The sequence below is a fragment of the Nannocystis pusilla genome, assembly GCF_020073745.1.
Classification (GTDB): domain Bacteria; phylum Myxococcota_A; class Polyangia; order Nannocystales; family Nannocystaceae; genus Nannocystis; species Nannocystis radixulma.
In genome coordinates this window covers 1-25,631 of record NZ_JAIRAU010000049.1, presented here as the reverse complement: position 1 = coordinate 25,631, position 25,631 = coordinate 1, and the positions used below count along the sequence as shown (strand labels likewise).

At 71.5% G+C, this 25,631-nt stretch carries 17 protein-coding genes; 10 read left to right on the top strand and 7 right to left on the bottom strand.

The features are described 5' to 3' along the window. Positions 1–140: 140 nt before the first annotated feature. From K7C98_RS35965 to K7C98_RS35935, 7 genes are all read left to right on the top strand, one after another. The gene (locus tag K7C98_RS35965) at positions 141–608 is read left to right on the top strand and encodes a hypothetical protein (RefSeq protein WP_224196396.1); all 468 of its coding nucleotides are present in this window, start codon (positions 141–143) and stop codon (positions 606–608) included. Between the two features lie 168 nt (positions 609–776). Continuing rightward, positions 777–1,415: a glutathione S-transferase family protein gene (locus tag K7C98_RS35960; protein WP_224196395.1), complete on the top strand. Its 639-nt coding sequence runs from the start codon at positions 777–779 to the stop codon at positions 1,413–1,415. Positions 1,416–1,564: 149 nt separating this feature from the next. Beyond that, positions 1,565–2,731, top strand: coding sequence for a phosphatidate phosphatase App1 family protein (locus tag K7C98_RS35955; protein WP_224196394.1), 1,167 nt, complete (start codon positions 1,565–1,567; stop codon positions 2,729–2,731). A gap of 69 nt (positions 2,732–2,800) precedes the next feature. Next, positions 2,801–5,725: a hypothetical protein gene (locus tag K7C98_RS35950; protein WP_224196393.1), complete on the top strand. Its 2,925-nt coding sequence runs from the start codon at positions 2,801–2,803 to the stop codon at positions 5,723–5,725. A 76-nt stretch (positions 5,726–5,801) separates the two neighbouring features. After that, positions 5,802–8,651, top strand: a complete 2,850-nt coding sequence (locus tag K7C98_RS45210; protein ID WP_224196392.1) for a DUF4215 domain-containing protein — start codon at positions 5,802–5,804, stop codon at positions 8,649–8,651. A 258-nt stretch (positions 8,652–8,909) separates the two neighbouring features. After that, complete coding sequence (locus K7C98_RS35940; RefSeq protein ID WP_224196391.1) at positions 8,910–10,130, top strand: LLM class flavin-dependent oxidoreductase; 1,221 nt, start codon at positions 8,910–8,912, stop codon at positions 10,128–10,130. 138 nt (positions 10,131–10,268) lie between these two features. Next, a complete protein-coding gene (locus K7C98_RS35935; RefSeq protein WP_224196390.1) occupies positions 10,269–11,258 on the top strand; it encodes a hypothetical protein in 990 nt (329 codons plus the stop codon). A 61-nt stretch (positions 11,259–11,319) separates the two neighbouring features. Here K7C98_RS35935 and K7C98_RS35930 read toward each other — a convergent pair whose 3' ends face one another. The 4 genes from K7C98_RS35930 to K7C98_RS35915 form a co-directional block, all read right to left on the bottom strand. Next, positions 11,320–11,958, bottom strand: a complete 639-nt coding sequence (locus K7C98_RS35930) for a DUF4276 family protein (protein ID WP_224196389.1) — start codon at positions 11,956–11,958, stop codon at positions 11,320–11,322. Positions 11,959–11,962: 4 nt separating this feature from the next. Beyond that, positions 11,963–13,186, bottom strand: a complete 1,224-nt coding sequence (locus tag K7C98_RS35925; RefSeq protein ID WP_224196388.1) for an AAA family ATPase — start codon at positions 13,184–13,186, stop codon at positions 11,963–11,965. Positions 13,187–13,194: 8 nt separating this feature from the next. After that, positions 13,195–14,466, bottom strand: a complete 1,272-nt coding sequence (locus K7C98_RS45205; RefSeq protein WP_224196387.1) for an FG-GAP-like repeat-containing protein — start codon at positions 14,464–14,466, stop codon at positions 13,195–13,197. A gap of 520 nt (positions 14,467–14,986) precedes the next feature. Then, positions 14,987–15,655 carry an RNA polymerase sigma factor gene (locus K7C98_RS35915; protein ID WP_224196386.1) on the bottom strand — a complete coding sequence of 223 codons (669 nt, stop codon included), beginning with the start codon at positions 15,653–15,655 and terminating at the stop codon, positions 14,987–14,989. A gap of 44 nt (positions 15,656–15,699) precedes the next feature. Between K7C98_RS35915 and K7C98_RS35910 the strand changes: the two genes are divergently transcribed. Next, on the top strand, positions 15,700–18,294 hold the full coding sequence (locus K7C98_RS35910) for a serine/threonine-protein kinase (RefSeq protein ID WP_224196385.1): 2,595 nt from the start codon (positions 15,700–15,702) through the stop codon (positions 18,292–18,294). Positions 18,295–19,067: 773 nt separating this feature from the next. Next, entirely contained in the window at positions 19,068–19,838 is a 771-nt protein-coding gene (locus tag K7C98_RS35905) for a hypothetical protein (RefSeq protein ID WP_224196384.1), read from the top strand. A gap of 328 nt (positions 19,839–20,166) precedes the next feature. On the opposite strand, the gene K7C98_RS35900 is transcribed toward K7C98_RS35905, so the two are convergent. Together K7C98_RS35900 and K7C98_RS35895 are read right to left on the bottom strand one after the other, a co-directional pair. Next, entirely contained in the window at positions 20,167–20,577 is a 411-nt protein-coding gene (locus K7C98_RS35900; protein WP_224196383.1) for a hypothetical protein, read from the bottom strand. A gap of 4 nt (positions 20,578–20,581) precedes the next feature. Next, entirely contained in the window at positions 20,582–21,481 is a 900-nt protein-coding gene (locus K7C98_RS35895) for a UbiA-like polyprenyltransferase (RefSeq protein WP_224196382.1), read from the bottom strand. 641 nt (positions 21,482–22,122) lie between these two features. Here K7C98_RS35895 and K7C98_RS35890 point away from each other — a divergent pair. Then, complete coding sequence (locus K7C98_RS35890) at positions 22,123–22,890, top strand: hypothetical protein (protein WP_224196381.1); 768 nt, start codon at positions 22,123–22,125, stop codon at positions 22,888–22,890. A 93-nt stretch (positions 22,891–22,983) separates the two neighbouring features. Here the strand turns inward: K7C98_RS35890 and K7C98_RS35885 are convergent. After that, a partial coding sequence (locus tag K7C98_RS35885; RefSeq protein ID WP_224196380.1) for a protein kinase domain-containing protein occupies positions 22,984–25,631 on the bottom strand: 2,648 nt, incomplete at its 5' end.

Below are 25,631 nucleotides of genomic sequence, written 5' to 3'. Positions count from 1 at the left end.
ACGATCGAGGCGTCGGTGCGCGACGCTCGCGGTGCGACGACGACGGCGACAAAGGGAATCTCATGCATTTGACTCGACCTTACTCTCGCGCTGTATTCTTGGTCCTGGCCGCCGCCGCGTGCGGGTCGGACCCCCCGGCGATGCCCGAGGTGGGCACGTGGATGCTGGGCGTCTGGTCGGACGAGGCCGTCAACATCGATACCAACGACTGCAGCGTCACCCACCTCAAGATCGACGCCGACGGGAAAGCCTACCGAGGGGGGTTCCGCTGCGGCAGCACGGCTCCGACCTACGACGAGGCGTACGTTTGGGAGCCGGACGGCGAGGACGCGATCGTCATGCGGGCAGAGGACGACGCGAACGCCAGCGCCTGGCGGATCCCGCTGGGCACGAACATGCTCACCCAGCGACAAGAGTGCGACCTTCTGGTCACCGTTCCCATCGTCGACGGCGAGCTCAGCGACAACCCCCGTGTCACCTACGTCCGCGGGGCCGTGTGCACGCGCGCATATACCTCTTGTCCGGGAGGCGCCGGCAACTGTGACGCCTACAAGACCGTGTGGTGCGAGGAGCCACCTCCACCGTGCGAGGATGAGACCGCGCCGTAGACCGTCGGCAAAGTTCGCGCCGGCTTGTCGCGGTCGGCCGCAGCCATGGACCGGCGTGCGAACAGCGTCGCGCGGGCCGTCTCGCGCCTCGCTGCCCGGCGCGGACACGCGCTCGGCGGTCGTGCTACACATGGCGCCCATTTCCGCGAAGCAGGAGACGCGAGTTCGATGAAGGTCTACGGACACCCGATGAGTACGTGTACGCGCAAGGTCCTGATGACGCTGGCCGAGAAGGGCCACCGGGCCGAGTTCGTCCTGGTCGACATCATGAAGGGCGAGGGCCACAACGCCGAGCACCTGGCGCGGCAGCCGTGGGGCCAGATCCCGGCGTTCGAGGACGACGACGGCTGGCAGCTGTACGAGTCGCGGGCGATCTGCCGCTACCTCGACGCCAAGCTCTCGGGCCCCTCGCTAATGCCGGCCGACGCGCGCCAGCGGGCGCTGGTCGAGCAGTGGATCTCGATCGAGACCTCCAACTTCACCGCGCCGGCGATGAAGATCATCTACAACCTCGTGTTCAGCAAGTTCTTCGGCAAGGAGCCCGACATGGCCGCCGTCGAGGAGGGCCGCAAGGGCGTGAAGAAGGCGGTCGCGGTGATGGAGCGCCAGCTCGCCAACCGCAACTTCCTCGTCGGCGACGGCCTCACGCTGGCGGACATCTTCTTCATGCCGTACATCGAGTACCTGGCCGCCGGCGGTGAGATCGGGCTCATCGACGCGAGCGAGCGCGTCGGCGCGTGGTGGCGCCGGCTCAGCGAGCGGCCGACCTGGCAGCAGACGGTCGGGCGCGCGGGCTCGGCCGCGTGACCCGTCCGGCGAGCGGTCGTCCGGGGCTCCGCCGGGCCGCGTGTGCACCTGTCCTCGTGGACATGTGCGACGCGGGCCGGCGCGGCGCGGGCGGACCTGTCCGGGCGGACATGTTTGTCCCTCGCCCACGAGCGGCTGTCCTCGCGGACATGTCAGGCCGCCGGCTCGTGACGGCGAGCGTGGTCCTCCCGGCGCTCGCCGCCGTGCTCCTCGGCTGCGCCGCCTGCGACCGCGGGAGCGAGGCGCCTGCGCCGGCACCTGCTCCCGCGCCGCTCGCGACCCAGACCGCCAAGCCGGAGGTCGCCGTGCAGCGCGTCGGTTTCCCGTCCGACCTCAAGGCCGACGAGGACGTGCGCCTGTTGCCCGCGGTGGCCGTGCGCGACGGCGACGGCTGGCGCGTCGACCTGCGCGCGTGGGTGTTCGAGCCCGAGGAGGGCGCGTGGCCCCGCGGGGCGACGGTCGACGGCCTCGTCGCCGCGCTCGGCCTGCCGCCGGGCTCGGAGAGCAACGCGGTGTTCCGCCGGCGCGCCCGCGCGTTCCTGGTCGACAACGAGAGCGGCAAGCGGGTCGTCGTCCAGATCGGTACGAAAGAACATGTCCTCGAGGTCACCGGCGCGAACGGCCACAGCGAGACCCGGCTGCGCCTCGACGACGCCGACCTGCCCGCGCCGCTGACGGCGGTGACCGCGGTGCTGCGACCCGGGGACCCGCGCAGCTTCACCGGCACGATCGTCCGCCTCGACCCCACCGGCGTGTCGGTGGTGTCCGACGTCGACGACACGATCAAGATCAGCGAGGTCCGCGACAAGCAGCGCCTGCTCGAGCGGACCTTTTTAAAAGAATTCGAGGCGGTGCCGGCGATGGCGGCGCTGTACCGCCGCTGGGCCGTCGCCGGCGCCGGCTTCCACTACCTGTCGGCCAGCCCGTGGCAGCTCTACGACGCGCTGCGCGAGTTCACCGACGCGGCCGGCTTCCCCGCCGGCAGCATGCACCTCAAGCTGTTCCGCCCGAAGGACTCGACGTTCTTCTCGCTGTTTCAGGACCCGAAGAGCTACAAGGCCCCGCTGCTGCGCGCGCTCATCACCGGCGCGCCGGGCCGGCGCTTCGTGCTCGTCGGCGACTCCGGTGAGCTCGACCCCGAGGTCTACGCCGACGCGTACCGTGAGTTCCCCGACCAGGTCGTCGCGATCTACATCCGTGACGTCACAGACGAGGGTCGCGACGCCCCACGCTACCGCACGGCCTTCGCGGGCGTCCCGGAGGCGCGCTGGCAGATCTTCGACGACGCGGCGGAGCTGCCGCCGACGTTGCCCTGAGGATCGCGGCCCGGCGCGTCGGTTGACGGCGACTTGCGCACGCGGCTAGCGTGCTTTGCCAGGAAGTCCATGTTCAGCCGTCTCCTGAGCTCCGCCAGCATCGTCACGATTCTCGCCCTGTCACTCGCGGGCGAAGCCCAGGCCCGCCCCGTCGAGCCGGGCACCTGGCAGGCCGCGCCGGGGGTCGGGATGCGCACGCAGCGAGCGGTCGACCTCGGGGGCACCCCGCCGCGCGTGGCAGCGGCCGCCTGGCGTCGCCTCGCCGCCGAGCTCGGCGCCGACGCGCAGGCGATCTGGGACGCCGACACCGCCGTGCCGACGCGCGTGTGGGGCGGCGGTCTCGCGGCCAGCGGGGCGGTCGCGTCGACCCTGGTCGCGCAGCGGAGCGCGCAGAACTTCCTCGCCGCGCACCTCGACCTGCTGGCGCCCGGCGCTCGCCTCGACGACTTCGAGCTGGTCGGCGACGACCTGTCGGCGGGGATCCGCAGCCTCGGCTACGTCCAGCGCTACCACGGCCGCCGCGTCGTCGGCGGTCAGCTCAGCCTCCGCTTCAAGCACGACCGCCTGGCGCTGATCGCCAGCGAGGCCCTGCCGCACGTGCGAGCTGTCCTCACGGACAGCCCGGTCGCCGACGACCTCGCCCGCGCGCGCGCGCTCGAGTGGCTGCGCGCCGAGTTTCCGGCCGCGGTCGCCGGCGACGTCTCGGCGCCGGTGATCCTCCCGCTCGTCGGCGCCGGGCCGGTCCGCTACGTCGAGGCGCGCGCGGTCGAGGTCAGCTCCGCGCGGCCGATCGGCGGCTGGATCGTCTACGTCGACGCCGCCACCGGCGCGCCGCTGGCCCGCGTCTCGACCGTGGTCTCGGCCAGCGGCACCGTGCTCTACGACGTCCCCGAGCGCAGCCCGAGCTACGGCGACCGCGTGCTGCGGCCGGCGCCCTTCCTCGATGTCACGATCGACGACGTCCCGGCCACCACCGACGCGGCCGGCGTCGTCGGCTTCGACGCCGCGACCGTGCAGATCGGCCTCGGCGTGCGCGGTGATTTCGTCCGCATCATCAACCAGGCCGGCGAGCTCGCCGCTCAGGTCGTCGGCCTCGACGAGGGCAGCGAGGTCCAGTGGAGCGGCGCCGACGACCCGCACCTCGACGCCCAGCTCACCGCGTACATCGCCGCCAACGCCGCCAAGGAGTACGTGCGGGCGATCGCCAGCGAGCCGCTCGCCTGGCTCGACGAGGAGATGCGCGTCACCGTCAGCGACGGCAGCGGCGCCTGCAACGCGATGTCGAACGGCGACGACCTGTTCTTCTACGACGGCAACGAGAACTGCGAGAACACCGCGCGGATCCCCGACGTCGTCTATCACGAGACCGGCCACAGCGTGCACAACCAGGCGCTCATCCCCGGCGTCGGTCTGTTCGAGGGCGCGCTGTCCGAGGGCATCTCCGACTACCTCAGCGCGACGATGACCGGCGACCCGAGGATGGCGCGCGGGTTCTTCCTCGACAGCCAGCCGCTGCGCGACCTCGACCCCGACGGCTACGAGTGGCACTGGCCCGAGGACCGCGGCGAGGCCCACGACGAGGGCCGCATCATCGGCGGCACGCTGTGGGACCTGCGGGTCGCGCTCGTCGAGGAGATGGGCGAGGCCGAGGGCGTCGCCTGGGCCGACAAGATCTGGTACGAGGGGATCCGCCGCGCCAGCGACATCCCGACGATGTACCCCGAGGCGCTGCTGGTCGACGACGACGACGGCGACCTGTCCAACGGGACACCTCACAGCTGTCTCATCGACCAGGTGTTCCACCTGCACGGCCTCGTCGGCGCGGCGATCCTCGGCGGCAAGGTGCGCACGCTCGAGGCCGCGGGCGACGGCACGGTCCCGGTCGCGCTCGACATCCAGGCGGCGCAGAGCTCGTGCATCGACCTCGCGCCGACCGGCGCCACGCTCGAGTGGCGGATCCGCGGCACCCAGACGATCGAGAGCGCGGCGATGACGGCCACCCCCGAGGGCTTCGCCGCCGCGCTGCCGCCCCAGCTCGACGGCACGGTGATCGAGTACCGCGTGGTCGCCGACATCAGCGACGGCACCGAGGCCAGCTACCCCGCCAACCCGGCCTATCGCTGGTATCAGCGCTACTACGGCCCGGTCGTGCCGATCTGGTGCGAGGGCTTCGAGGGTGACGTGTCGGCCTGGACCCTCGGCACCGAGTGGGAGGTCGGCGCGCCGCAGGGCAAGTCGGGCGACCCCGCCGCGGCCTTCGCCGGCGACAAGGTCGCCGGCATCGACCTCGGCGGCGACGGCCGCTACTCGCCGCAGCGGGTGATGAACCTGACCGGGCCCGTGGTCGAGCTGCCGCCCGGCTTCGCCACCATCCGCCTGCAGTACCAGCGCTGGCTCAACGTCGAGGACGCCTACTTCGACAAGGCCGAGATCATGGTCAACGGCGAGCTCGGCTGGCGCAACTTCAACAGCATGATGGGCGACAACAACAGCAAGACCCATCATCGCGACAGCGAGTGGAACTTCCACGACGTCGACATCACGCCCGTCGCGTTCGGCGGCACGATCCAGCTCGGCTTCCGCCTGTCGTCCGACGGCGGCCTCGAGCTCGGCGGCTGGAACATCGACGACGTGTGCATCGTCGGCGTCGAGGAGCCGCCGCCGGCCATCTGCGGCGACGGGGTGATCGGCGCGGGTGAGGGATGTGACGACGGGAATTCCGAAGACGGTGACGGATGCAGCGCCGAGTGCAGCGTGGAAACCCCCGAAGAGCCCACCGGCGGGGCGCAATCGGCCAGCGGCAGCGACAGCGAGGGCGACAGCGAGGGCGACCCGGAGGACTCGGCCACGAGCGGCAACGCGACCGACACGGCCGGTTGCGGCTGCCGTGGCGCGGGTGGCGCGGGTGGCTCCAGCGCATGGATGCTCGTCCTGGCCGGTCTCGGCTGGCGGCGGCGGACGCGTCGCCGAGCGACGTCCGCGGCTCGCGCTTGACGGCCCCATGCGGAGCGCGTAAGCGAGTAATGTGCGTTTAAAGAATATTGCTGCGGGTGGTCTCTCGGCGACGATCGTGACAGCGCTCTGCTGGCTCGCGCCCGACGCGGCGCAGGCGTTGGTGCCACCGGCAGGCAAGCGAGCGGGCTTCGAGCTCGCGGCCGGGTCCGCCGGCATGACCGCCCGATCGTCCCGCGCGGTGATCCACGACGCGCCGCCGGCGGCTCGCGCGGCCTATCGCCGCCTCGCCGCCGCGCTCGACCCCGGCGACGTCATGTGGGACGCCGCGACCGGCGTGCCCTTGCGGATCTGGGGCCTCAAGGGAGCTGTCCCGAGGGCCATCTCGAGCCGAGCCCTCGAGCTGCGCAGCGCCGAGGAGCTGCTCGGTCGCCACCTCGACCTCCTGGCCCCCGGCAGCGACGCCGCCGACTTCGTGCTGGTCGGCGACGACGTCTCCTCCGGCATCCACAGCCTCGGCTTCGCCCAGCACTACCACGGCCGCCCGGTGATCGGCGGTCAGGTCAGCTTCCGCTTCAAGGGCGGGCGGCTGGCGATGATCGGCTCCGAGGCGCTGCCGAAGGTCAAGGCTGTCCTCACGGACAGCCCGGTCGCCGACGCCGTCGCGCGCGAGCGGGCCCGCGAGTGGATCGCCCGCGAGGCGGGCAGCGCCGGCGCGGGCGCGGTCGAGGGCCCCTTCATCCTCCCGCTCGTCGACGACGAGCGCGTCCGCGGCTACCGCGAGGTCCTGCGCGTCACCGTCGACGCCACCGCGCCGATCGGTCGCTGGGCCGTCTACGTCGACGCCGCCACCGGCGAGCCGGTCGCGCGCGAGCAGCTGCTGCGGTTCGCCTCCGGCAACCTCAAGATCAACGCGCCGGTGCGCGGGCCCACCGGTCAGCGGCTCGAGTTCGCGGCGGCCAACCTCGGCGTGCTCGTCAACGGCGCCCCGACGGTCACCTCGATCACCGGCGCCGTCAGCTTCGCCGACGGCGGCCCGGCCAACGTCGCCACCACCGTCGCCGGCTCGTTCGTCGCCGTCGCCAGCGAGGCCGGCGCGCCCGCGGCCACCAACCTGGTCCTTCCGCCAGGTGGTCAGGTGACCTGGACCGCCTCGACCGACGAGTTCCTCGACGCCCAGCTCACCACCTACGTCCACGCCGACCGGGTCAAGCAGGTCGTCCGCGCGATCGCCCCCGACTTCGCGTTCCTCGACCAGCAGATGCCGGCGATCGTCAACATCAACGACGTCTGCAACGCGTTCGCCGACGGCGAGACGATCAACTTCTTCCGCTCCGACGCGCAGTGCCAGAACTCGGGCCGGATCGCCGACGTCGTCTACCACGAGTTCGGCCACAACGTGCACTTCCAGGGCATCATCCCCGGCGTCGGCTTCCCCGACGGCGCGCTGTCCGAGGGCATCTCCGACTTCCTGAGCGCGACCATCACCGACTCGTCGGGCGTCGCGCCCGGCTTCTTCAACGGCAGCGACGCGCCGCTGCGCGAGCTCGACCCGCAGGGCTCCGAGTGGCACTTCCCCGAGGACAACGGCGAGATCCACGACGGCGGTCGCATCATCGGCGGCGCGCTGTGGGACCTGCGCAAGGCGCTGCGGAACAAGCTCGGCGCCGGGCCCGGGGTCACGCACGTCAATCGCTTGTGGTTCGAGGCGATCCGCCGCGCGACCGACATGCCGACGATGTACCCCGAGGTCCTGCTAGCCGACGACGACGACGGCGACCTCGGCAACGGCACGCCCAACGAGTGCGAGATCAACGTCGCCTTCGACGCCCACGGCCTCGTCGGGCCGGCGGCCGTGGCCGCCGAGGTCCTCACCAGCGCGCCCACGCCCGACGGCGTGCTCGTCGACCTGGTCGTGTCGGGCCAGCAGAAAGTGTGCCTCAACCTCAACCCGCTCGGCGCCGAGCTGCACTGGCGCGTGCGCGGCGAGCAGGAGAGCGGCATGGTCCAGATGACGGCCAGCCAGGGCGGCTTCAGCGGCGTGATGCCCAACGTCGGCGACGGCAAGGTGCTCGAGTACCAGGTCCGCCTCCTGCTGCAGGGCGGCACGACGGTGGTGTTCCCCAAGAACCCGGCCGACGACACCTACGAGCTCTACCTCGGCCCGGTCACCAACATCTTCTGCGAGAGCTTCGAGAACGGCCCCGGCGCCCAGGGCTGGTCGCTCAACGGCGACTGGGCGTTCGGCCCGCCCGCCGGCGGCCCCGACCCGGCGAGCGCGTTCAACGGCAGCGGCGTGGCCGGCAACGGCCTGGCGCCGCCCGGCACCTACGAGAGCTTCCTCGAGAGCCACATGCTCGGGCCGGTGATCGACGTGAGCGGCCACAGCACGGTGCGCCTGCAGATGCACCGCTGGCTCGAGGTCGAGGACGCGACGTTCGACCAGGCGCTCGTGCTCGTCAACGGCGAGGAGGTGTGGATGAACTCCGCCGGCGGCGACGGCAACGTCAACCACCTCGACGGCGAGTGGCGCTTCCAGGACATCGACCTCACCCCGTTCGTGGCGAACGGACAGGTCCAGCTCGAGTTCATCCTCGAGGGCGACGAGGCGCTCGAGTTCGGCGGCTGGAACATCGACGAGCTGTGCGTCGTCGGCACCGGCTCGAGCACCCAGGGCACCTGCGGCGACGGCATCGTCAGCGGCGTCGAGGCCTGCGACGACGGCAACCTCCAGGCCGGCGACGGCTGCAGCCCGAGTTGCATGCTCGAGACCGACGACCCGACCACCGGCCCCGGCGGGCCCGTGTTCACCGTGACCGACACGGACACCGACACCGACACCGACTCGGCCACCGGCGGTGGTGGTGACAAGGAAGGCGGCTGCGGCTGCAATCAGGGGGCGGGCGACCTCGGCGCGGCGATCCTCGCCCTCGGCGGCCTCGTCGTGTTGCGACGCCGTCGCCGTTGAACATCGTCCCGCCGGCGCTGCCGTCGATCGACCGCATGAGGGTCGACGGCCCCGTCGGCGAATCGCAGGAGTCGCTCCTGCGCAATCATCCTAGTGGATGTCCCGCGATTCATCGGAGAGACGTCGTGTCTTTATTCGCGCCTCCCCGTGCTCGCGCGATTGCAGTCACACGTCTCCAGCGGGCTCGACCATGGCAACCGGACACGTGACCGCTATGCTGGCCCTTCACTATTCCCGCGGGGGACGAGGAGGCTAGCGATGAAGTTGGACATCTTCACCGAAATTCAGGACCCGAGGCCGTGGACGCCGGATCACGAGCACCTCCGGATCATGGAGGCGCTCGAGCAGGCCAAGCTGGCCGACGAGATGGGATACGGGACCTGGTGGCAGGTCGAGCACCACGGCGGTGAAGAGTTCAGCCTGTCGTCGGCGCCGGAGATCCTGCTGACGGCGATCTCGCAGCACACGAAGAACCTCCGCCTCGGCCACTCGGCCGCGCTGGCGCCGTACCGCTTCAACCACCCGATCCGGATCGCCGAGCGAGCCGCGTACCTCGACCACCTGAGCAACGGCCGCGTCGAGCTGGGCCTCGCGCGCTCGACCATCCCCGAGTGGCGCACCTTCAACATCGCCGCCGACGAGGCCCGCGAGCAGATGCAGCAGGCGTTCGAGATGATCCCGAAGATGTGGACGCAAGAGCGCTTCTCGTGGAAGAGCCAGTACTTCGACATCAAAGACGTGCCGATCGTGCCCAAGCCGCTGCAGAAGCCGCACCCGGCGCTGTGGCAGGCCTGCTCCTCGCCGGCCTCGTTCGAGCAGGCCGGCCGCAACGGCGTCGGCGCGCTCGGCGTCACGCTGTGGGCGCCGCCCGAGCAGGTCAAGGCGTGGATCGGCCTCTATCGCAAGGCGATCGCGGAGTGCAAGCGCCCGGTCGGCGAGTTCATCAACGACAAGGTCGCGTTCTTCACCTTCGTCCACTGCGCCGACACCGACGAGGAGGCCATGCGCAACGGCGCCGCCACGGCGGCCGCGTGGTACACCAACCGCTCGTTCACCTTCTTCGAGGCCAAGGAGCAGTTCCTGCAGCAGGCCGCCGAGCAGGAGAAGCGGCTCAAGGACCCGGCCGGCAGCGCGCTGCTCGGCCAGTTCCTCGACGACCAGAAGGCCCGCAGCGGCCGCGTCAACCGGGCCCAGATCGTCATCGGCCGCATCATGCAGGGCGAGGACGTGCCGCCCGAGGAGGTCTACGACGCGCTCGCCGAGCAGGACTCGCTGATCGTCGGCAGCCCCGAGACCTGCCTGCGCAAGATGCAGGTCTACGCCGACATGGGCATCGACCGCCTGATGTGCTTCCAGCAGGTCGGCCAGCTGTCCCACGAGCAGGTGATGAAGAGCATCCGCCTGGTCGGCCAGCTGATCCCCGAGCTCGATCGCAAGCCGACACGGGCCCACGAGCCCGAGCTGACTGCTCGAGCGTGAGCCGCCCGGCGCGAACACGCGCGCGCCCGCGGCCTGTGAGCCTCGCCGCGCGCGTGAACGCGTTTATGACAGAATATTCATAATTTCCTGGCGCCGGCCCGAATCGCGGGCAATGCTGAGAGGAGCAAAGGACACGCCGTGCAGCGCTCCCTGCTCTCCACCCTGACCCTGTCGATCGGCCTCTGTGCCTGCGGCCCCGAGCTCAACCCGCCGCGCCCCCCGCCCGCGCACAGCGTGCTGGCGCCGGGCGGCGTGTGGGTCGCGTACAACCACGGCTGCGAGGTCGGCTGCGAGGAGATCAAGCGGGGCGACCGGATCCTCGCAATCGACGGCCGCCCGGTCTCGAGCGGGGCGGAGATCGATCAGATCGACCTGGCCCGCGACGCGCCGCTCAAGCTGCAGGTCGCCAAGTACGGCGGCGACGAGATCCGCGAGGTCACGATCGTCGCCAGGCCCAACGAGCGGCTGCCGCCGATCGCCGCCGCGCCGCCGATGTTCACCGTCGGCGCCGACGCCCTCGACCGCGCGCCCGACTGGGCCCGCAGCAAGCTGTTCGGCCACGCGATCCCGGCGATCCGCTTCTACCGCGCCGACGAGCCGCGCGGCTTCGTCACCGGCCGCGAGCTGTACGGCCGCGCCGCGCTGCTGGTGATCTGGGAGGTGCCATCGATGATCGAGGAGCGCCGCGCCTCGCTGGCCCTGCTGCCCGCGGTGTACGCCCACCTGCAGAGGTTCAGCGACGAGCTCGCGGCCGCCGGGGTCGACACCTACTTCGTGACCGACTTCCGCGCCGAGCCGGCCTTCCGCGACAACGTCCGCGCAGCCGCCGACCCCGGCCCCAACGGCTTCATCCCGATCTTCCAGCTGTCGTCGTCGCCCGACAACGGCAACACCGTCGGCCTCGAGAACTCCGCCGCCGACATCCGCGAGTCGATCTTCGACTACCTCGCCGCCCCCGTGGTCATCATCTTCGACCGCCGCGGGATCGTCCGCTTCCACACCCGCGGCTTCCCGGCCGGCCCCAGCGACACGGTGTCGGTGGCGATCGACTTCGCCCTGCACTCGCTCGCCGACGTGCCGACGCCGCGCGCGCTGGCCGCGGCCCCGTCCGGCGCGCGGGCGCAGTAGATGCGTTCTAGAACATGGTTGTCAGGACATGTCCTGATGTTCGGGCACCAGGCGACGAAGCCTACCCGGCATCGAGCGGGTAGACGGCGCCTCCGCACCCGCGAGAGTCCACGAGGAACGCCAGCGCCCGTTCCAATGTACCGAAGCATGGCAGACGACATTCTCGCAAGCGATCGAAAGAGAGCATGCGGGTCATCGGCAGTTGATCCAGGGTCGGCTTGTAGCTCGAACCTTTTGGGAAGTGGCGCGACAACCACTCCTTCGCACCCCGGATTGCTTCCGGATCGCCCTCGAAGCGAGTTCCGGCCACGAGACCTGGGCGTTCGGTCGCGTTGCCCCGCAGCGGTTTACCGGCCATAAGGTGAGCGCAGGGCAGGAAGAGGGTCTCGTACTCGCGGCAGAACATGACCGCGGCCGCTGGAAACGGAAGGCGCAGCGCTCGCAACCAGCTGGCGAGCTCGGGACCCGTCTTCGCCGGACAACGGTCGTCTTCGTCGCGGAGGATCAGCAGGGCGTCGACGTTTTGCTGGACGCGGATGACCTCAGCCGCTTTCCGGATCCCGCGTTCGAGATGGAGGTTCGGGAATCGGCGCGGTTGGCTCCAATGCAGGGCGTAGCCCAGATCCTGGGTCAGCCGTACGAGTAGGTTGTGGGCCGCCTCGAGCTCACCGTGCCCCTCGACGACGAGGAATGCCGGCATGAGGTCAGTCCTCCCCGGCGCTTGCAGCCAAAGGGAGCTCGGTCTGAAAACCTTCCAGACGTAAGACCTCACCGAGCGACAACAGCCCACGCCGCACGACGTCTCGTTGAGACGCTGCCATGGGGCTTACGGCAGTGCCGCGCTCGGGACTTCGGCTGACGACTCGGATCGTCGAGGCATCCACGCAGTCGAGCAACTCCGGGCTGTGCGTGGTCACGATCACCTGCGAGCGATGACTGGCCTGTTGGAGGAAGTCCGCGACGAGGGGGATGGCACCGGGATGTACGGTAAGCTCGGGTTCTTCGATGGCGATCACAGGGACGGCAGGGTCCTGCAACAGCGCAGTGATGATCCCGGCGACTCGCAACGTGCCGTCCGACTCCTGGTTGGCATCGAACCATTTCTCAGCACTCGACTTCTTCTTCTCGATTCGGCGACGAAAGCGGACCACGAGGTAGCCAGCGGCGCGGACAATGTCTATGTCGGCGATATCGCCCGTGAGCTTGTTCAGTGCGGCGATAAGATCTGGTTTCCAGGTCTCCTCGACCTGATCTTTAAGGATGGAGACCCAGTTCTCGCCGTGCTTGGCCATGGGCTTGACGGCACTGTACTGCTGGGGTCGACGGAGAGTGTTTGGGTAGATCGAATACACGGCGATGCTGCGTAGGGCCTGGAACAGCGGTCGGAAACGCAGATCGCCGCCGACGAGCGGCAAGGTCAAGTTCTGATCATCAACCGCCGGCGCGAGCCCGTCGGGAGCTTTGAGCAGCTTGCCGTCCGAGACGTGCAATGTCAGTTCGTCACCGCCGCGTATCACCGCGCGTTCGGACTTGATCCGGTATTCGGCCACGGTCGAGCCGGTAAGTTCGAACTCGTAACTCGCCGGCCCGCCTGGCAACAGCAATTCTAGGCGGAACGAGACGTTGTAAGGGTGTCCCCCATGGGAACGGTTCCAACGCCGGCAGGTCTCGATACCATTGCGGTCGTTGATCGCGCCGCCAAGCCCCATCACCATGCAGTCACGGATGAAGTGCAACGCATCCACCACGTTACTCTTCCCGGAACCGTTGGGCCCGACCAGCACGGTAAGTGCTCCGAGGTTGACCGACACGTCCTTGCCGAGGCTGCGAAAGTTGGAGACGACGAAGCGCTGAATCTGCGCGCGGTCCGCCGCCGAACTCGAGTCCTGGTTCGGCTCTGAAGTTTCCTCGCTGGGCTCGTGGGACACGTCTCATCCTACCAGCGTAAGCCCGTCGTTGCGACCAGGAAGAGCCTCGTGGGCCGCGCGAGCGCGACCCACACGCCGTCGTCGAACAGGCCGACGACGTCGAGCTGGCCGTCGTCGTCGAGGTCGCCGAGCAGGGGCGGGTGGCGGGGCACCTGCCAGCCGCGGTCGCGGCCGTAGCTCCACACCCACGGGGACGGCGCGCCGAAGCCCTCGCCGGTCGAGAGCGACACGAACACGCCGGGGTCGGCGAAGCCGACGATGTCGGCGCGGCCGTCGTCGTCGACGTCCGCGACCAGGCGCGGGACGCTGCGCGAGGCCCAGCCGCCGTGGTCGCGGCTGAATTCAGGCAGCACCAGCTCGGGCCCGGCGAAGCCCTCGCCGGTCGAGCGGGCCAGGAACACGCCGCCGCCGGCGAAGGCGACGATGTCGGCGTGGGCGTCGCCGTCGACGTCGGCGAGCACGCGCGGGAACCGGTCCTGCGACTCGAAGCCGTCCTCGGTGCCGAGCGCGTCGAGCCACTGCGCCGGCGACGTGAACCCGTCGGCGGTCGCCAGCGACACGAACACGCCGGCGTCGTGGATACCGACGATGTCCGGCAGGCCGTCGCCGCTGACGTCGGCGAGCATGCGCGGGTGCAGCTCGACCTGCCACTCGCCGTCGGCGAACGCGGCGACGGCCCGGGTCGCCGGCAGGAAGTCGCGCCCGCTGCCGCGCGCGACCCGGACGCCGTCGTCCGCGAAGCCGACGATGTCGAGCGTGCCGTCGGCGTCGACGTCGACGAGCAAGCGCGGGTGCCGGTCGAGGCCCCACGCGTCGCCGGCGAATTCGTCGCTCCACCGCTCGGGCGCGGCGAGGCGGTCGCCGAGCGAGACCGCGACGATCACCCCGTCGTCACCGAAGCCGACGACGTCGTGCAGGCCGTCGCCGTCGACGTCGGCGAGCAGGCGGAGGTGGCGATCGTCGCGCCAGCCGCCGGCGTCGTGGCCGAAGGCGTCGAGCCACAGCCGCGGCTCGCCGAGCGCGGGCCCGGTCGCGGCGCTGAACGTCGACAGCGCGACGACGACCCCGTGATCGGCGAAGCCGATCAGGTCGTCGCACCCGTCGCCGTTCACGTCGGCCAGGACGCGCGGGTTCCTGCCGGCGCGCCAGCCGTCGTCGGCCGCGAACCCGCGCGACACGAGCGTCGGCTCGGCGAAATGATCGGCGCGGGCCCACGCGGTCCCGGCGAGCGAGACCACGAATGACGCGACCAGGACGGACACCCCCGACGGACGTTGCACGCAGACCATGCGAGATCGATGACCCGCCGGCGGAGGCGATGCAACGCTCGCAAGGCCCGTGATCGCCTGCCGCAGCGATCGCTGACGCAGGCCGTCGCCGTCGCGGCCCGGCGCGAGCGAGCGGCGGCGGCAGAGGTCGCACGCGCGCCGCACGGGCGATCGGCCATCGCTTACATGTGCGCGCAGACGCAGGCGAACGCGGCCCTGCACGCGGCGGGCAGCGCGGCCGACGTCCGGACGGGCTGCCGTGATCCGCGTGGACCCCCGCGACGTGATGGCAGGGCCGACTGGCAGTAGCCGGAGCGGACGACCGCCGCGAGCAACGTCATGAACGGCCGCGGACGCCCGCGAACATCGCGGGAGCGCCCGGACGCTGGCATATGGACCGGCCGCCCGGGACGACCTCCCGCAAGGGCACTGTCACGATCACCGGCCGTCGACCGCGTCCCGGAACATGTGCAAATGGCAATGTTCATATGGATATGTTATAAAGAACATGTCCTAAAAAATTCTTCACGGCTCAACCGCGGCCGAGGCGGTCGCGCAGCTCGTCGGCCCAGCGCTCGAGGTCTTGCAGGGTCGCCGCCGCCAGCTCGGGCGCGGGGGCGAGGCGGTGGAGCGACTCGCCGAGCAGCTCGCGGGCGCGGCGGAGGCGGCCGCGGATCGTCGTCTCGGGCACGCCCAGGGCGGCGGCGATCTCGGGCGCGCTGTACTTCTCCCAGTAAAACAGCTCGACGACGATCTGCAGCTCGAGCGGCAGCGACCGCAGCGCCTGATAGAGGAGCTGCAGGTGCTCGCGGCGGTCGACCAGGGCGCTCGGCGACTCGCCGAGGTCGGCGACCGAGACCGTCTCGCCGTCGAACACCCCGTCGCGGTACTGCTCGCGGAAGCGACGCATGAGGATGTTGCGCGCGATCCCGAACAGGTAGGCGCGGACCGGCACCCCGGCCGGGATGTGCTCGCTGCGCTCGACCAGGCCGAGGAAGGTGCGCTGCACGAGGTCTTCGACGCCCGTCTGGACCTTGCCGTAGAAGAAGCGCGCGATCGGCTCGAAGTGGCGCTGGAACAGGCGACTGCCCGCGCGTCGGTCGCCGCCGCGCCAGGCGGCCAGGAGCGCCTCGTCGGACTCCACGCGGCGATGGTAGTCGGGGGCCCGGGCGGGCGGTGAAAAAAAATCGTCGTCGGTCATGACCGATCGGCATCCTCGTGGAACGTCGCGGGAGAGAGCCCGCCATGACCGCCGTCTCCATGCCCCTCGACCCGTCGTCGCCCGCGCCCGCGAACCTCCTCCTCCACCCGCTCGAGCAGATCCGGCGTCAGATCGCGGCGTCGCTGTTCGACGAGCCGCACGAGCCGAGCACGATCGGGCGCTTCCAGGTGCTGCGGGTGGTCGGCGCCGGCGGGATGGGCGTGGTCTACGCGGCCCGCGACCCGCAGCTCGACCGCACGGTCGCGCTCAAGCTGCTGCACCCGGCCCAGCTCGGGCCCGCGGCCCAGCAGCGGCTCCTGCGCGAGGCGCAGGCGATGGCGCGGCTGCAGCACCCGAACGTCCTCGCGGTCTACGACGCCGGCGTGCACGCCAGCCAGGTGTGGATCGCCATGGAGTACGAGGGCGGCGGGACTCTCGGCGACTGGCTGCGGGCGGCGCCGCGGCGCTGGGCCGAGGTCCTCGAGGTCCTCGTGCAGGCGGGCCGCGGTCTGGCGGCGGCCCACGCGGCCGGGCTGGTCCACCGCGACTTCAAGCCGGCCAACGTCCTCGTCGGCGGCGGGCGCATACGGATCTCCGACTTCGGGCTCGCCCGGCTCGGCGAGGAGGCGCTCGCCGACGTCGAGCGCACCGCCGACGAGCACGGGGCCGCGCTGGCCGAGCCGATGACGCGCACCGGCGCGGTCCTCGGCACGCCGGCGTACATGGCCCCGGAGCAGCTCGCGGGCGGTCAGGCCAGCGCGCGCAGCGATCAGTTCGCGTTCTGTGTGGTGCTGTTCGAGGCGCTGCACGGCCACCGGCCGTTCCGCGGCGACAACCTGGCCCAGCTGTGCGAGGCGTTCCAGCGCGGGGCGCTGGTGAAGCCGGCCCGACCGGTGCCGCGGCGGCTGCAGGCGGTGCTCGAGCGCGGGCTGCAGGTCGACCCCGAGCGGCGCTTCGCGACCATGGACGCGCTGCTGGCCGAGCTGGCGCGCGTGCGTGAGGAGCGGTCGTGGTACGGGCTGCTCGGCGCGCTGGCGGTCGGTGGGGCGGCGCTCATGTACTTTGGGACACCTGCGGAGTCGAGTGATCCGGCGGTCGCGCCCGTGACCGACAGCCCGAGGTTCGCGGGGCTTGCCCTCGGCGAAGAGATGACGAAGGTGTGGCACCCGGACCGGGCGCGGGCGCTGCAGTGGAAGCTGCCGCAGGCGCGCGAGGAGGTCGACGCGCTGCTCGTCGCCCTCGACGCCTACGCGGCGCGCTGGCGCGAGGTCCAGGCCGTGCCGCCGACCGGCAGGGTCAACATCAACTGGACGCGGACGTGCCTGGCCGATCGCCTGCAGGCGCTCGACGACCTCTTGACCGTCGTCGAGGAGGGTGCCCGCGAGAGCGCGAAGCTGGTCGGGTTCGCGCCCGAGTTCTTGCCCGACGTCGCCGACTGCGTCGAGCCGTCGGCCTACAACACGCTCACCAGCCAGGGCCTCGCGCCGACGCGTCGCGCCGGCTGGCGGGGGCGGCTCCTGGTCGCCGGCGGCTACGCGCCGCGGGCCCTCCGCTCGGCCCGACTCGCCGAGATGGGCGAGGGCTTCGCCGCGTTCATGACGTCGCGCAATCTCGGCGATCCGCGCCTCGACCTCGAGCTCGACGTCGCCGGGACGATCCAGAGCGTGCCCCAGGGCTCCGACGAGCCGAGCAGCTTCAGCTTCTCCGACCCGCGGACCGGCGAGACGGTGCTGTACCTCGAATACCCGCCGCCGCGGCGAGTCCTCGCGCTCAAGCAGCTGCGGGCGGCCGCCGAGCGGAGCGCCGCGGCCGGATTCGCCGACGTCGCCGCGCGGGCGTGGGCCGGCGTGGCGGAGCTGCTCGAGGCCGGTCCGCACAGCGATCACGAGCGCGTGATCGCGTGGGACAACCTGCGCCGCGAGCTGGCGAAGTTGCCCGCGGACCACCGGCTGCGGCGCCGGCTGGCGGTCGATCTGGCGGTCTTCGCGGCGGCGCACGCCCGCCACGTCGACCCGGGGGGTTGCCAGGCCTCCGCGCCGAATTCCGGCGCGTGCCAGGCGATCGCGCAGGCGGTCGACGACTTCGCGGCCGCGCTGCGCCACGAGACCGACAGGGGCACGCGGGCCTGGCTCGCCGAACAGCTGGCGCAGGCGCGCGAGTTCGCCGGTGACGTCGAGGGCGCCGCCGCGGCGCGCCGGGCCAGCACCGGCGAGCCCGACACGCGCACGCCGGTCGAGCGCGGTTACCTCGAATTCGCCGGGGGCACGGTCGTGCCGTATGTGCCGAGCCTCGCCGAGGCGGTCACGTGCACCTACGACCACGCCCGCTGCGAGGTCGTCCCGGCCGCGCTGGTCGGCGAGATCGAGCCGGTGGCGCTGCTCGAGGGCGCGTGGTTCATGCCGACCATGAAGGACGGCGAGTTCAGCGGCTTCCTCGTGATGAACGCGCACAACAGCGACGTCATGCGCCGGCTCGACCTGCGCAGCCACGACCGGATCGTCGCCGTCGACGGCACCGCCACGACCGCGCCGGAGTTCGCGTGGGACCTGGACGGCGTGCTGAACCGCGGGCGCCTGGCCCTGAGCATCGTGCGCAACGGCGCCGCGCTCGAGCGCGAGTTCGTGCTGCGCCGGCCGTGACGCGCGCGGGCGCGAGAACATGTTCCATGCGACATGTGTCGATACCCTCCGACCGTCGTCATTCGCCGGTCGGAGGCTCGTGAACTGACAGCAGGTCGCGGAGCGACGGGACCGGGGCGGGCTCAGCCGTGATTCCATCGATTCGCGGTCGACTCTGCACATTCACCCGCGACAGCCGGCAAATCATCACAGTGCTTTCGGCAGGACCGCGGCGTGGCCGCCGGAGATCCCCAGGCGTCGCCGAGCGGGCCCATGCGCCTCCACGGGCCCACGAGGCGTCGGCGGCGGCTCTTGGGCCGAAATTGCGGCCGGCGAGACTGCCACCGAGGCGATGAAAACTGCCAGTTCGGTGGGGCGAACTCGAGGCCGCGCACGGTCGCCTACAGCGGCGACGACGAATCGACGCAAGCCCGCAGATCGGCAGTGCGCAGCCGTTCTGGACCCGCCGGCGGGCCTCTGCGAATCGCGCGTGTACCGCCCCTCGCCCGCGTGCGACCGGACTCGGCGAGGTGTATTCATCGTTGCACTCGGTCCTGCCGCGGGTTCGGCGAAAAGGCCCCGGAGGCGCGAGAGGCGGGTGTATCTCGCGTCACACGCGGGTTTCGTGGCTCCCGGTCAATCCATCGAGCGCATTTTTTCGGTTGCTCGGGTCATCGACCACACCATGGTTAGCCCGCAATGTCGCCAGCGGGCTTCTCTGCGGCGACGCGACAAACCGCCGCGTAGACCCCATCTACCAGCGAACTCGCCGATGTCTTGAAAGGAAGGCTGTCATGTCCCTCGCGATCTCCTCGTTCTTCGCCATCTTCGCGTTCACCGCTTCTTCCACCGTGGCCGCGCCCGAACCTCCGCAGACGCACGGGTGTGAGGGCAGCTGTGGCTGGGGAGGGCTCGACCTCGACTTCGGCATCGATGTCGACATCGACCTCGGGCTCGACCTCGACCTCGGCGATTGCTTCGACATCGACGTCGGGCTCGGGGCCGACTGCGCGCTGGTCACCGACGTCGACGCCGCGCTGTACTGCAACCCGCTCAGCGTCGAGGCCGCGTGCATCGCCGAGCTCGGGCTCGACTGCGGCCTCGACGCGTTCATCGCCTGCGTGGCCGACATGACGGCCCACTGCGAGGCCGAGATCGAGGCCGGCGGCGCGCTGTTCTGCGACGGCGTGTTCGTCGGCGCCGACGTCTGCCTCGGCGGCCTGGGCCTCGGCCTCGACATCGACCTCGACCTCGACGCGTGCTTCGACGTCGACCTCGACGTCGACGTCGACCTCGACCTCGACATCGACATCTGCCTCGATCTGGGCCTCGGCGTCGACGTCGACTGCGAGGTGGCCCTGGGCGCGGAGTGCATGGCCGCGTGCTCGCCGGTCGCCGTCGAGGCCGCCTGCTTGCTCGAGCTCGGCGAGGACTGCAGCTTCCACGAGTTCGCGTCGTGCCAGGCCGACCTGATCGCGCATTGCGAGGCGGCCTGCCACCTCGGCGGCGCGCTGTTCTGCGACGGCGACATCTACGCCGGGTTCGGCTTCTGCGGGCTCATCTGACGGCCGTAGCTCGGCGCGACCGCTCCGGCGTCGGGGCGGTCGCGCCCGCGCGATCTCCCGTCCGCGGGTTGCCGGACGGGTTCGCAGAGCGGCGGTCCTCGTCACGAGGACCGCGAGGCCGTGACCGGGCATCTCGCGCTCGGCATGGCAGGCGGCCGCGGCGATCGCAGCGACGACACGCAGACCGGAACTTCGGAGCTCATGCCTCGGAGCAGTCGGCTCGCCTCCGCCGCGCTGACTGGCTCTTTGCTCATCCCCGGCCTCACGCATGCGTGCCGACGTTCGCGCCGACCGGGTACGAATGTCGGCACATGTCCCATGGAGCATCCTATGATTGTCTCGACTCGGCGGATTTCGGCAGCATGCGGCGCAGGCGGCGGGCGATCGTGCGGCGGTCGCCGAGGCGGAGCCGCAGGCGCTCGCGCAGCGTGCTGCGGACGTAGTCCGCGAGCAGCGCGAGGTCCGGCCCGGTGGCCCACAGCACGTGCCCGCAGCACGGCGTCTGCAGCCACCAGCGGAGCGGCGGGTCGTCCTGGATCGCCCCGCAGGCGCAATGGAGGCGGTCGTGGCGGCTCCGGCAGCGACCCTCGTGGCGGCGGACCAGCCGCGCGCAGCCCTCGCAGCGCGGGCATACGACCAGGAGGAGCGAGCTGGCGGCGGGGGCCTCGGCCTGCGGCTCGCGGTCGCGGAGCTCGCGGAAGCGCGGCGGCGGGCCGTTGCCGCGCGCCGGCTTCTTCATGGCTTCAGCCGGCCAGCGTCGCCACCAGCGCGCAGGCGAGGTAGGCCATGCTGATGTAGCCGTTGAGGTCGAAGAAGGCCTTGTCGATGCGGCTGAGGTCGCCGGGGCGGACGATCGCGTGCTCGTAGACGAGGATCGCGGCGATCAGCGCCACGCCGACCGCGTGGGCCAGACCGAGGCCCTCGCGCAGGTGCACGGCGAGCAGCGCGGCGACGGTGCCGACGTGGAGCACGCCGCTGAACACCAGCGCGCCGACGGTGCCGAAGCGGACGGGGATCGAGTGTAGCCGCTGGTCGCGGTCGAACTGCTCGTCCTGCAGGCTGTAGAGGATGTCGAAGCCGGCCACCCAGGTGGCGACCGCGAGCATCAGCCACAGCGGGGTGGCAGGCGCGGCGAGGTCGCCGGTGACGGCCACCCACGCGCCGCCGGGCGCGAGCGCCAGCGCCACGCCGAGCACCAGGTGAGCCGACCACGAGAAGCGCTTGAAAAGGCTATAGGCGAGGACGACGGCCAGGCAGCCGGGGGCCAGCAACAAGGGGACAGGTCCCAAGAGCCAGGCGAAGGCGAGGAACGCCAGGGCCGAGCCGACGGTCAGCGCCGTGGCGGCGCGCAGCGAGACCAGCCCGGCCGGCAGCTCGCGCATGGCCGTCCGTGGGTTGGCGGCGTCGATCCGGCGGTCGACGATCCGATTGAAACCCATCGCCGCGGTGCGAGCGGCGGTGAAGGCGAGGACGATCAGCGCCAGGCGGCCGGCGTCGAGGCCCGGGCCGCCGTGCGAGAGGGCGTGGCGGTGGGCGAGGGCGACCGCGGCCAGCGCGAACGGCAGGCCGAAGATGGTGTGGCTGAAGCGGACGAGACCGCCGAGGCGGCGCACGACGAGCCACGAGGCCGGTGCTGCGGACACGCGCGGAGTGTAGCAGCGGGCCGCGCGACCGGCCGGCGCGGCCCGGCCGCGGGGCGTGCGGAAGGGCAAACTGCTGCGCGCGAGGGGCCGCGTGCTGCGGACCGGGCGCGACGCGGCGTCGCGGCGACGAGCGGCGTCCTTGCTGCTGCCGACGCGGGCCTCGCCACGGCGAGGTCGCTGCGCGTCCGACTGGCGAGGCGTGGGCGGGTCCAGCGGCTCCGTCGACGGCGACGGGTCCGCGCGGTCGCGTCTCGGGGGCGAGGGACGAGCGGGTCGCCGCGCGACCGCGGAGCCGAGAGGCGTGCGGGTCGAGAGCGGCCGTACGACCGGCTCCTCGCCGACTCGGTGCATGCCCGATGAGACATCTCGTTCGAGTGACGCCGCGAATGTCGGCGCGCGAGAGCTTCCCGTCCGCCATGACGGGGGCGACTCTGAGCGTTCGAGTGATGCCGCGAATGCCGGCGCGCGAGGGCTTCACGTCGGCCGGAACGGGGCGACCCTGAGTGTTCGAGTGACGCCGCGAATGTCGGCGCACAAGGGCTTCACGTCGGCCGGAACGGGGCGACCCTGAGCGCGAAATTCTCGCGCGCGCGCGGGTTCGGCGGCTTTGCCGGTCCGAGGCCGCGTGGTACACCGCGGCCATGCGTTTTGATCTTGGCTTGAGCTCTTCCCTGTTCGCGCTGCTCCTCGCAGGCCCGCTCGCCTGCGGCGGAGAGAAGGGCGAGACCGACAGCGACACCGAGGCGACCGGCGGGCCGGCGACCGATACGAACGACCAGCCCACCGAGGGCGTGCCGGCGGAGTGCGGCGAGGCCGAGTACGCGCCGTACGACGTCTTCGAGGTCCTGCTCGACGGCGAGTGGAAGTCGCACGAATTCGTGGTGCCCTGCACGATCGACGCGGTGACCACCGAGATGGGCAAGTCGATCACCTCGATGTCGTGCGACGATGCGGGCGCGCCGGTCGCGGTGACCTTGAAGCTGCCGGTCGCGGCCGAGGGCGAGGTGGCCTGGGCGGTCGGCGACGCGCTGACGCTGCACTCGCGCTACGAGGACCTCGACGTGACCGCGGAGCGGGAGTTTCAGCTGCGCGGGGTCGACGACGACAAGCTGTGGGCGGCCGGGCTCGCGCTGGGCGGGCCGCTCAAGTCGGAGATCTTCCAGCCGCTCACGGTGGCGCCGGAGGCCGTGTGCGGGCCGATGGGCCTGGACATGGCGCAGCGTTCGTACCGGCTGGACTTCGAGCTCGAGGGCCAGCCGCCGCTGAGCCTGTTCACCGCCCAGCGCGGCGAGATCGCCGCCGGGGCCGGCGAGAGCTACGTCATCGATGTCGCCGACGCGCTGTACAACACGTGCTGCCACGACACGCAGAGCTTCACCGTGTTCGTGCGGCGGGTGAAGACCGGCTGAGCGCGGGCCCGGCGCATGGGCGTGTCCTGTCGGACATGCCCGATCGAGCATGTTACTTCGAGCATGCCCGTTTGGACATGCTCCTTCGGACCGCTACTTGCCGAGCTTGGCCTTGAGCTTGGTCAGGCGCTCGTCGGCCTCGCGGGAGCCGAGGTCCTTGGCCTTCTCGTAGGCGTTGCGGGCGTCGGCGTAGCGGAGCAGCTTGAAGTAGGCGTCGCCGAGCTTGAGGCGGTAGGCCGCGGTCTTGGGCGCGGCGGCGATCGCCTTCTCGGCGTAGTCGGCGGCGCGCTGGTGGGCGCCGCGGTCGAACTCGAGGTCGGACAGGCCGATCAGCGCGGCCGCGTTGCGGTTGTCGGCGGCGAGGGCCTGGTGGTAGAGCGTCTCGGCCTGCTTGCGGTCGCCGGCGGCCAGCGCCGCGCGGGCGTCGGCGGCCAGCGTCGTCGAGCGCTTGCTGTCGCGCTTGGTGGTCGGGGCGGCCTTGCCGGGCGCGGCGAGCGGCTCGGGCTCGGCGGGGGTCGTCGTCGCGGGCGGGCTGGTGGCGTCGGCGGGCGTCGGCGGGCGCGCGGCCTCGGCCTTCGGGCGCCGGCCCGGGCGCGCCTGCGTCGACTGGACCAGCTTCTCGGCCGACGCGGCGATCACCAGCGACGTGTTGTCCTCGCCGTCGACGAGGTCGAGCAGCGCCTGGTCGCGCTTGTCGGTGTCCTGCTCGGCGAGGGCCACCAGCACCCCGGTGTTGCGCAGCTCGGCCGGGGTGAAGCCGCCGGTGAGGGCCCGCTCCTCGAGGTCGAGGACGAAGCCCGGGGTCACGCCGGAGCGCTCGCGGGCGCGGAGGTCGTCGGGGTCGAACAGGACCGCCTGGATGTAGTAGTCGCGGGCGAACGGCTTGCCGCCGTCCATCTCCCAGTACTGGTCGCCGAGGCGGACCAGCGTCTGCGCGAACTCCTGCCGCAGGTCGCCGGCCTTGCCGCGGGCCAGCGAGCGGGCCGTGCCGCGCACCTCCTCGAGCGCGTGCACCTTGATCAGCGCCGTGCGGTCGGGCTCGCTCTCGGGCGGGTAGACCCAGTGGGCGCGCGCACCGGCGGCCCGCGCCTCGTTGACGAGGCTGTCCACAAGGACCTGTTCTTCGGGCGCTGGCTCTTTGCGCAGGTTCCACAGCGCGAGCCCGAGGCCGAGCGCGGCGACCGTGCTGGCCCCGGCGATCGTCGGCCACAGCCAGCGGCGGCGCTGCTTGATCACCCCGGGCTGCGGCATGTCGCGGCGCAGCCGCTCGTAGCGGTCGGGGTCGACGTCGGGCAGCGGCAGGTCGTCGTAGGCGGTGTGCAGGCCGGCGGCGATCTGGGCCTCGCACAGCGCGGCCTCGACGTCGCGCATGTCGCGGAAGCGCCGCGCCGGCTCCTTCTCGAGGCAGCGCAGGATCACCGCCTCGAGCGCCGGGTGGACCGCGCCCGGCGGGCACAGCTCCGAGGGCGGCGTCGGCGTCTGCGTCAGCTGGTTCTCGAGGATCTCCTCGATCGTCGGGGCCACGAACGGCGGCTTGCCGACCAGCAGCTCGTAGGCCGTGCAGCCGAACGAGTACATGTCGAGGCGGCCGTCGAAGCTCTGGCCCAGCACCTGCTCCGGGGCCATGTAGTGCGGCGTGCCGGCGGCCCCGGCGTCGGTCTCGGCGTGGACGGTGGCGATCCCGAAGTCGACGACCTTGACCCAGTCGGCCTTGCCGCTGTGGCTGACCAGGATGATGTTGTCGGGCTTGACGTCGCGGTGGATGATCCCGACCTCGTGCGCCGCGGCCAGCCCCTTGCAGACCTGGCGCAAGATCCCGATCATCCGCGCCTGGTCCATGGGACACTTGTCGAGCTCGCTGTCGAGGCCGTGGCCGTTCAGCAGCTCCATCGCGAACATCAGGCGGCCGTCGGGCAGCTCGCCGAAGTCGAAGATCTCGACGATGTTGGGCGAGCCGATCCGGCTGGCGGCGCGGGCCTCGTCGCGGAAGTGGGCGGCCTGCTGCGGGTCCTCGCTGGCCTCGGGGCGGAGGATCTTGAGGGCGACGCGGCGCTCGATGTCCTCGTGCTCGGCCTCGTAGACGACGCCCATGCCGCCCTCGCCGAGCCAGCGGATCAGCCGGTAGCGGGTCCCGGGCACGCGGCGGCCGGGCAACAGGCGGACCTGCTTGCCCTCGGCGTTGACGTTCGAGCTGCTGCTGCGCGTGGAGATCCGGCCGCTGACGGCGGTGCGGCCGGTCTTGCCGGCGAGCGGACGGATGGGACCGGTGCGGGTCCTGTCGTCGGGCTCGGGGCCGGTGGGGTCCTTGCGGGTGATGGCGTCCTGGCGCAGCGAGAACGGTTGCGGGCCCGAGGGCTCCTTGCGGGTGATGGCGTCCTGGCGCAGCGAGGACGGTTGCGGCCCGGACGGCTCCTTGCGAGTGATGGCGTCCTGGCGGAGCACCAGGCGTTCGGGCTCCACGGGCTCGTTGCGGGCGAAGGGATCGTGGCGGAGCGCGACAGGTTCCTGTCCGTGGTCCTTGCGGGTGATGGCGCGGCCGTCTCGGCGGGCCGGAGGGGGTTCGGGTCCGGCGGGTTCCTTGCGCGTGATGGCCTCGAGACGTCCTGCCGCGGGTTCGGGCCCGGCGGGCTCCTTGCGCGTGCCGGCGCGGTCGTCGGCCTTGCTCGGCGCCGGCGGGTCGTCGAACGAGATCGTCCAGGAGTCGCCTGCGGAGGCGAGGCCGCCGGGGCCGCGCGGCGAGG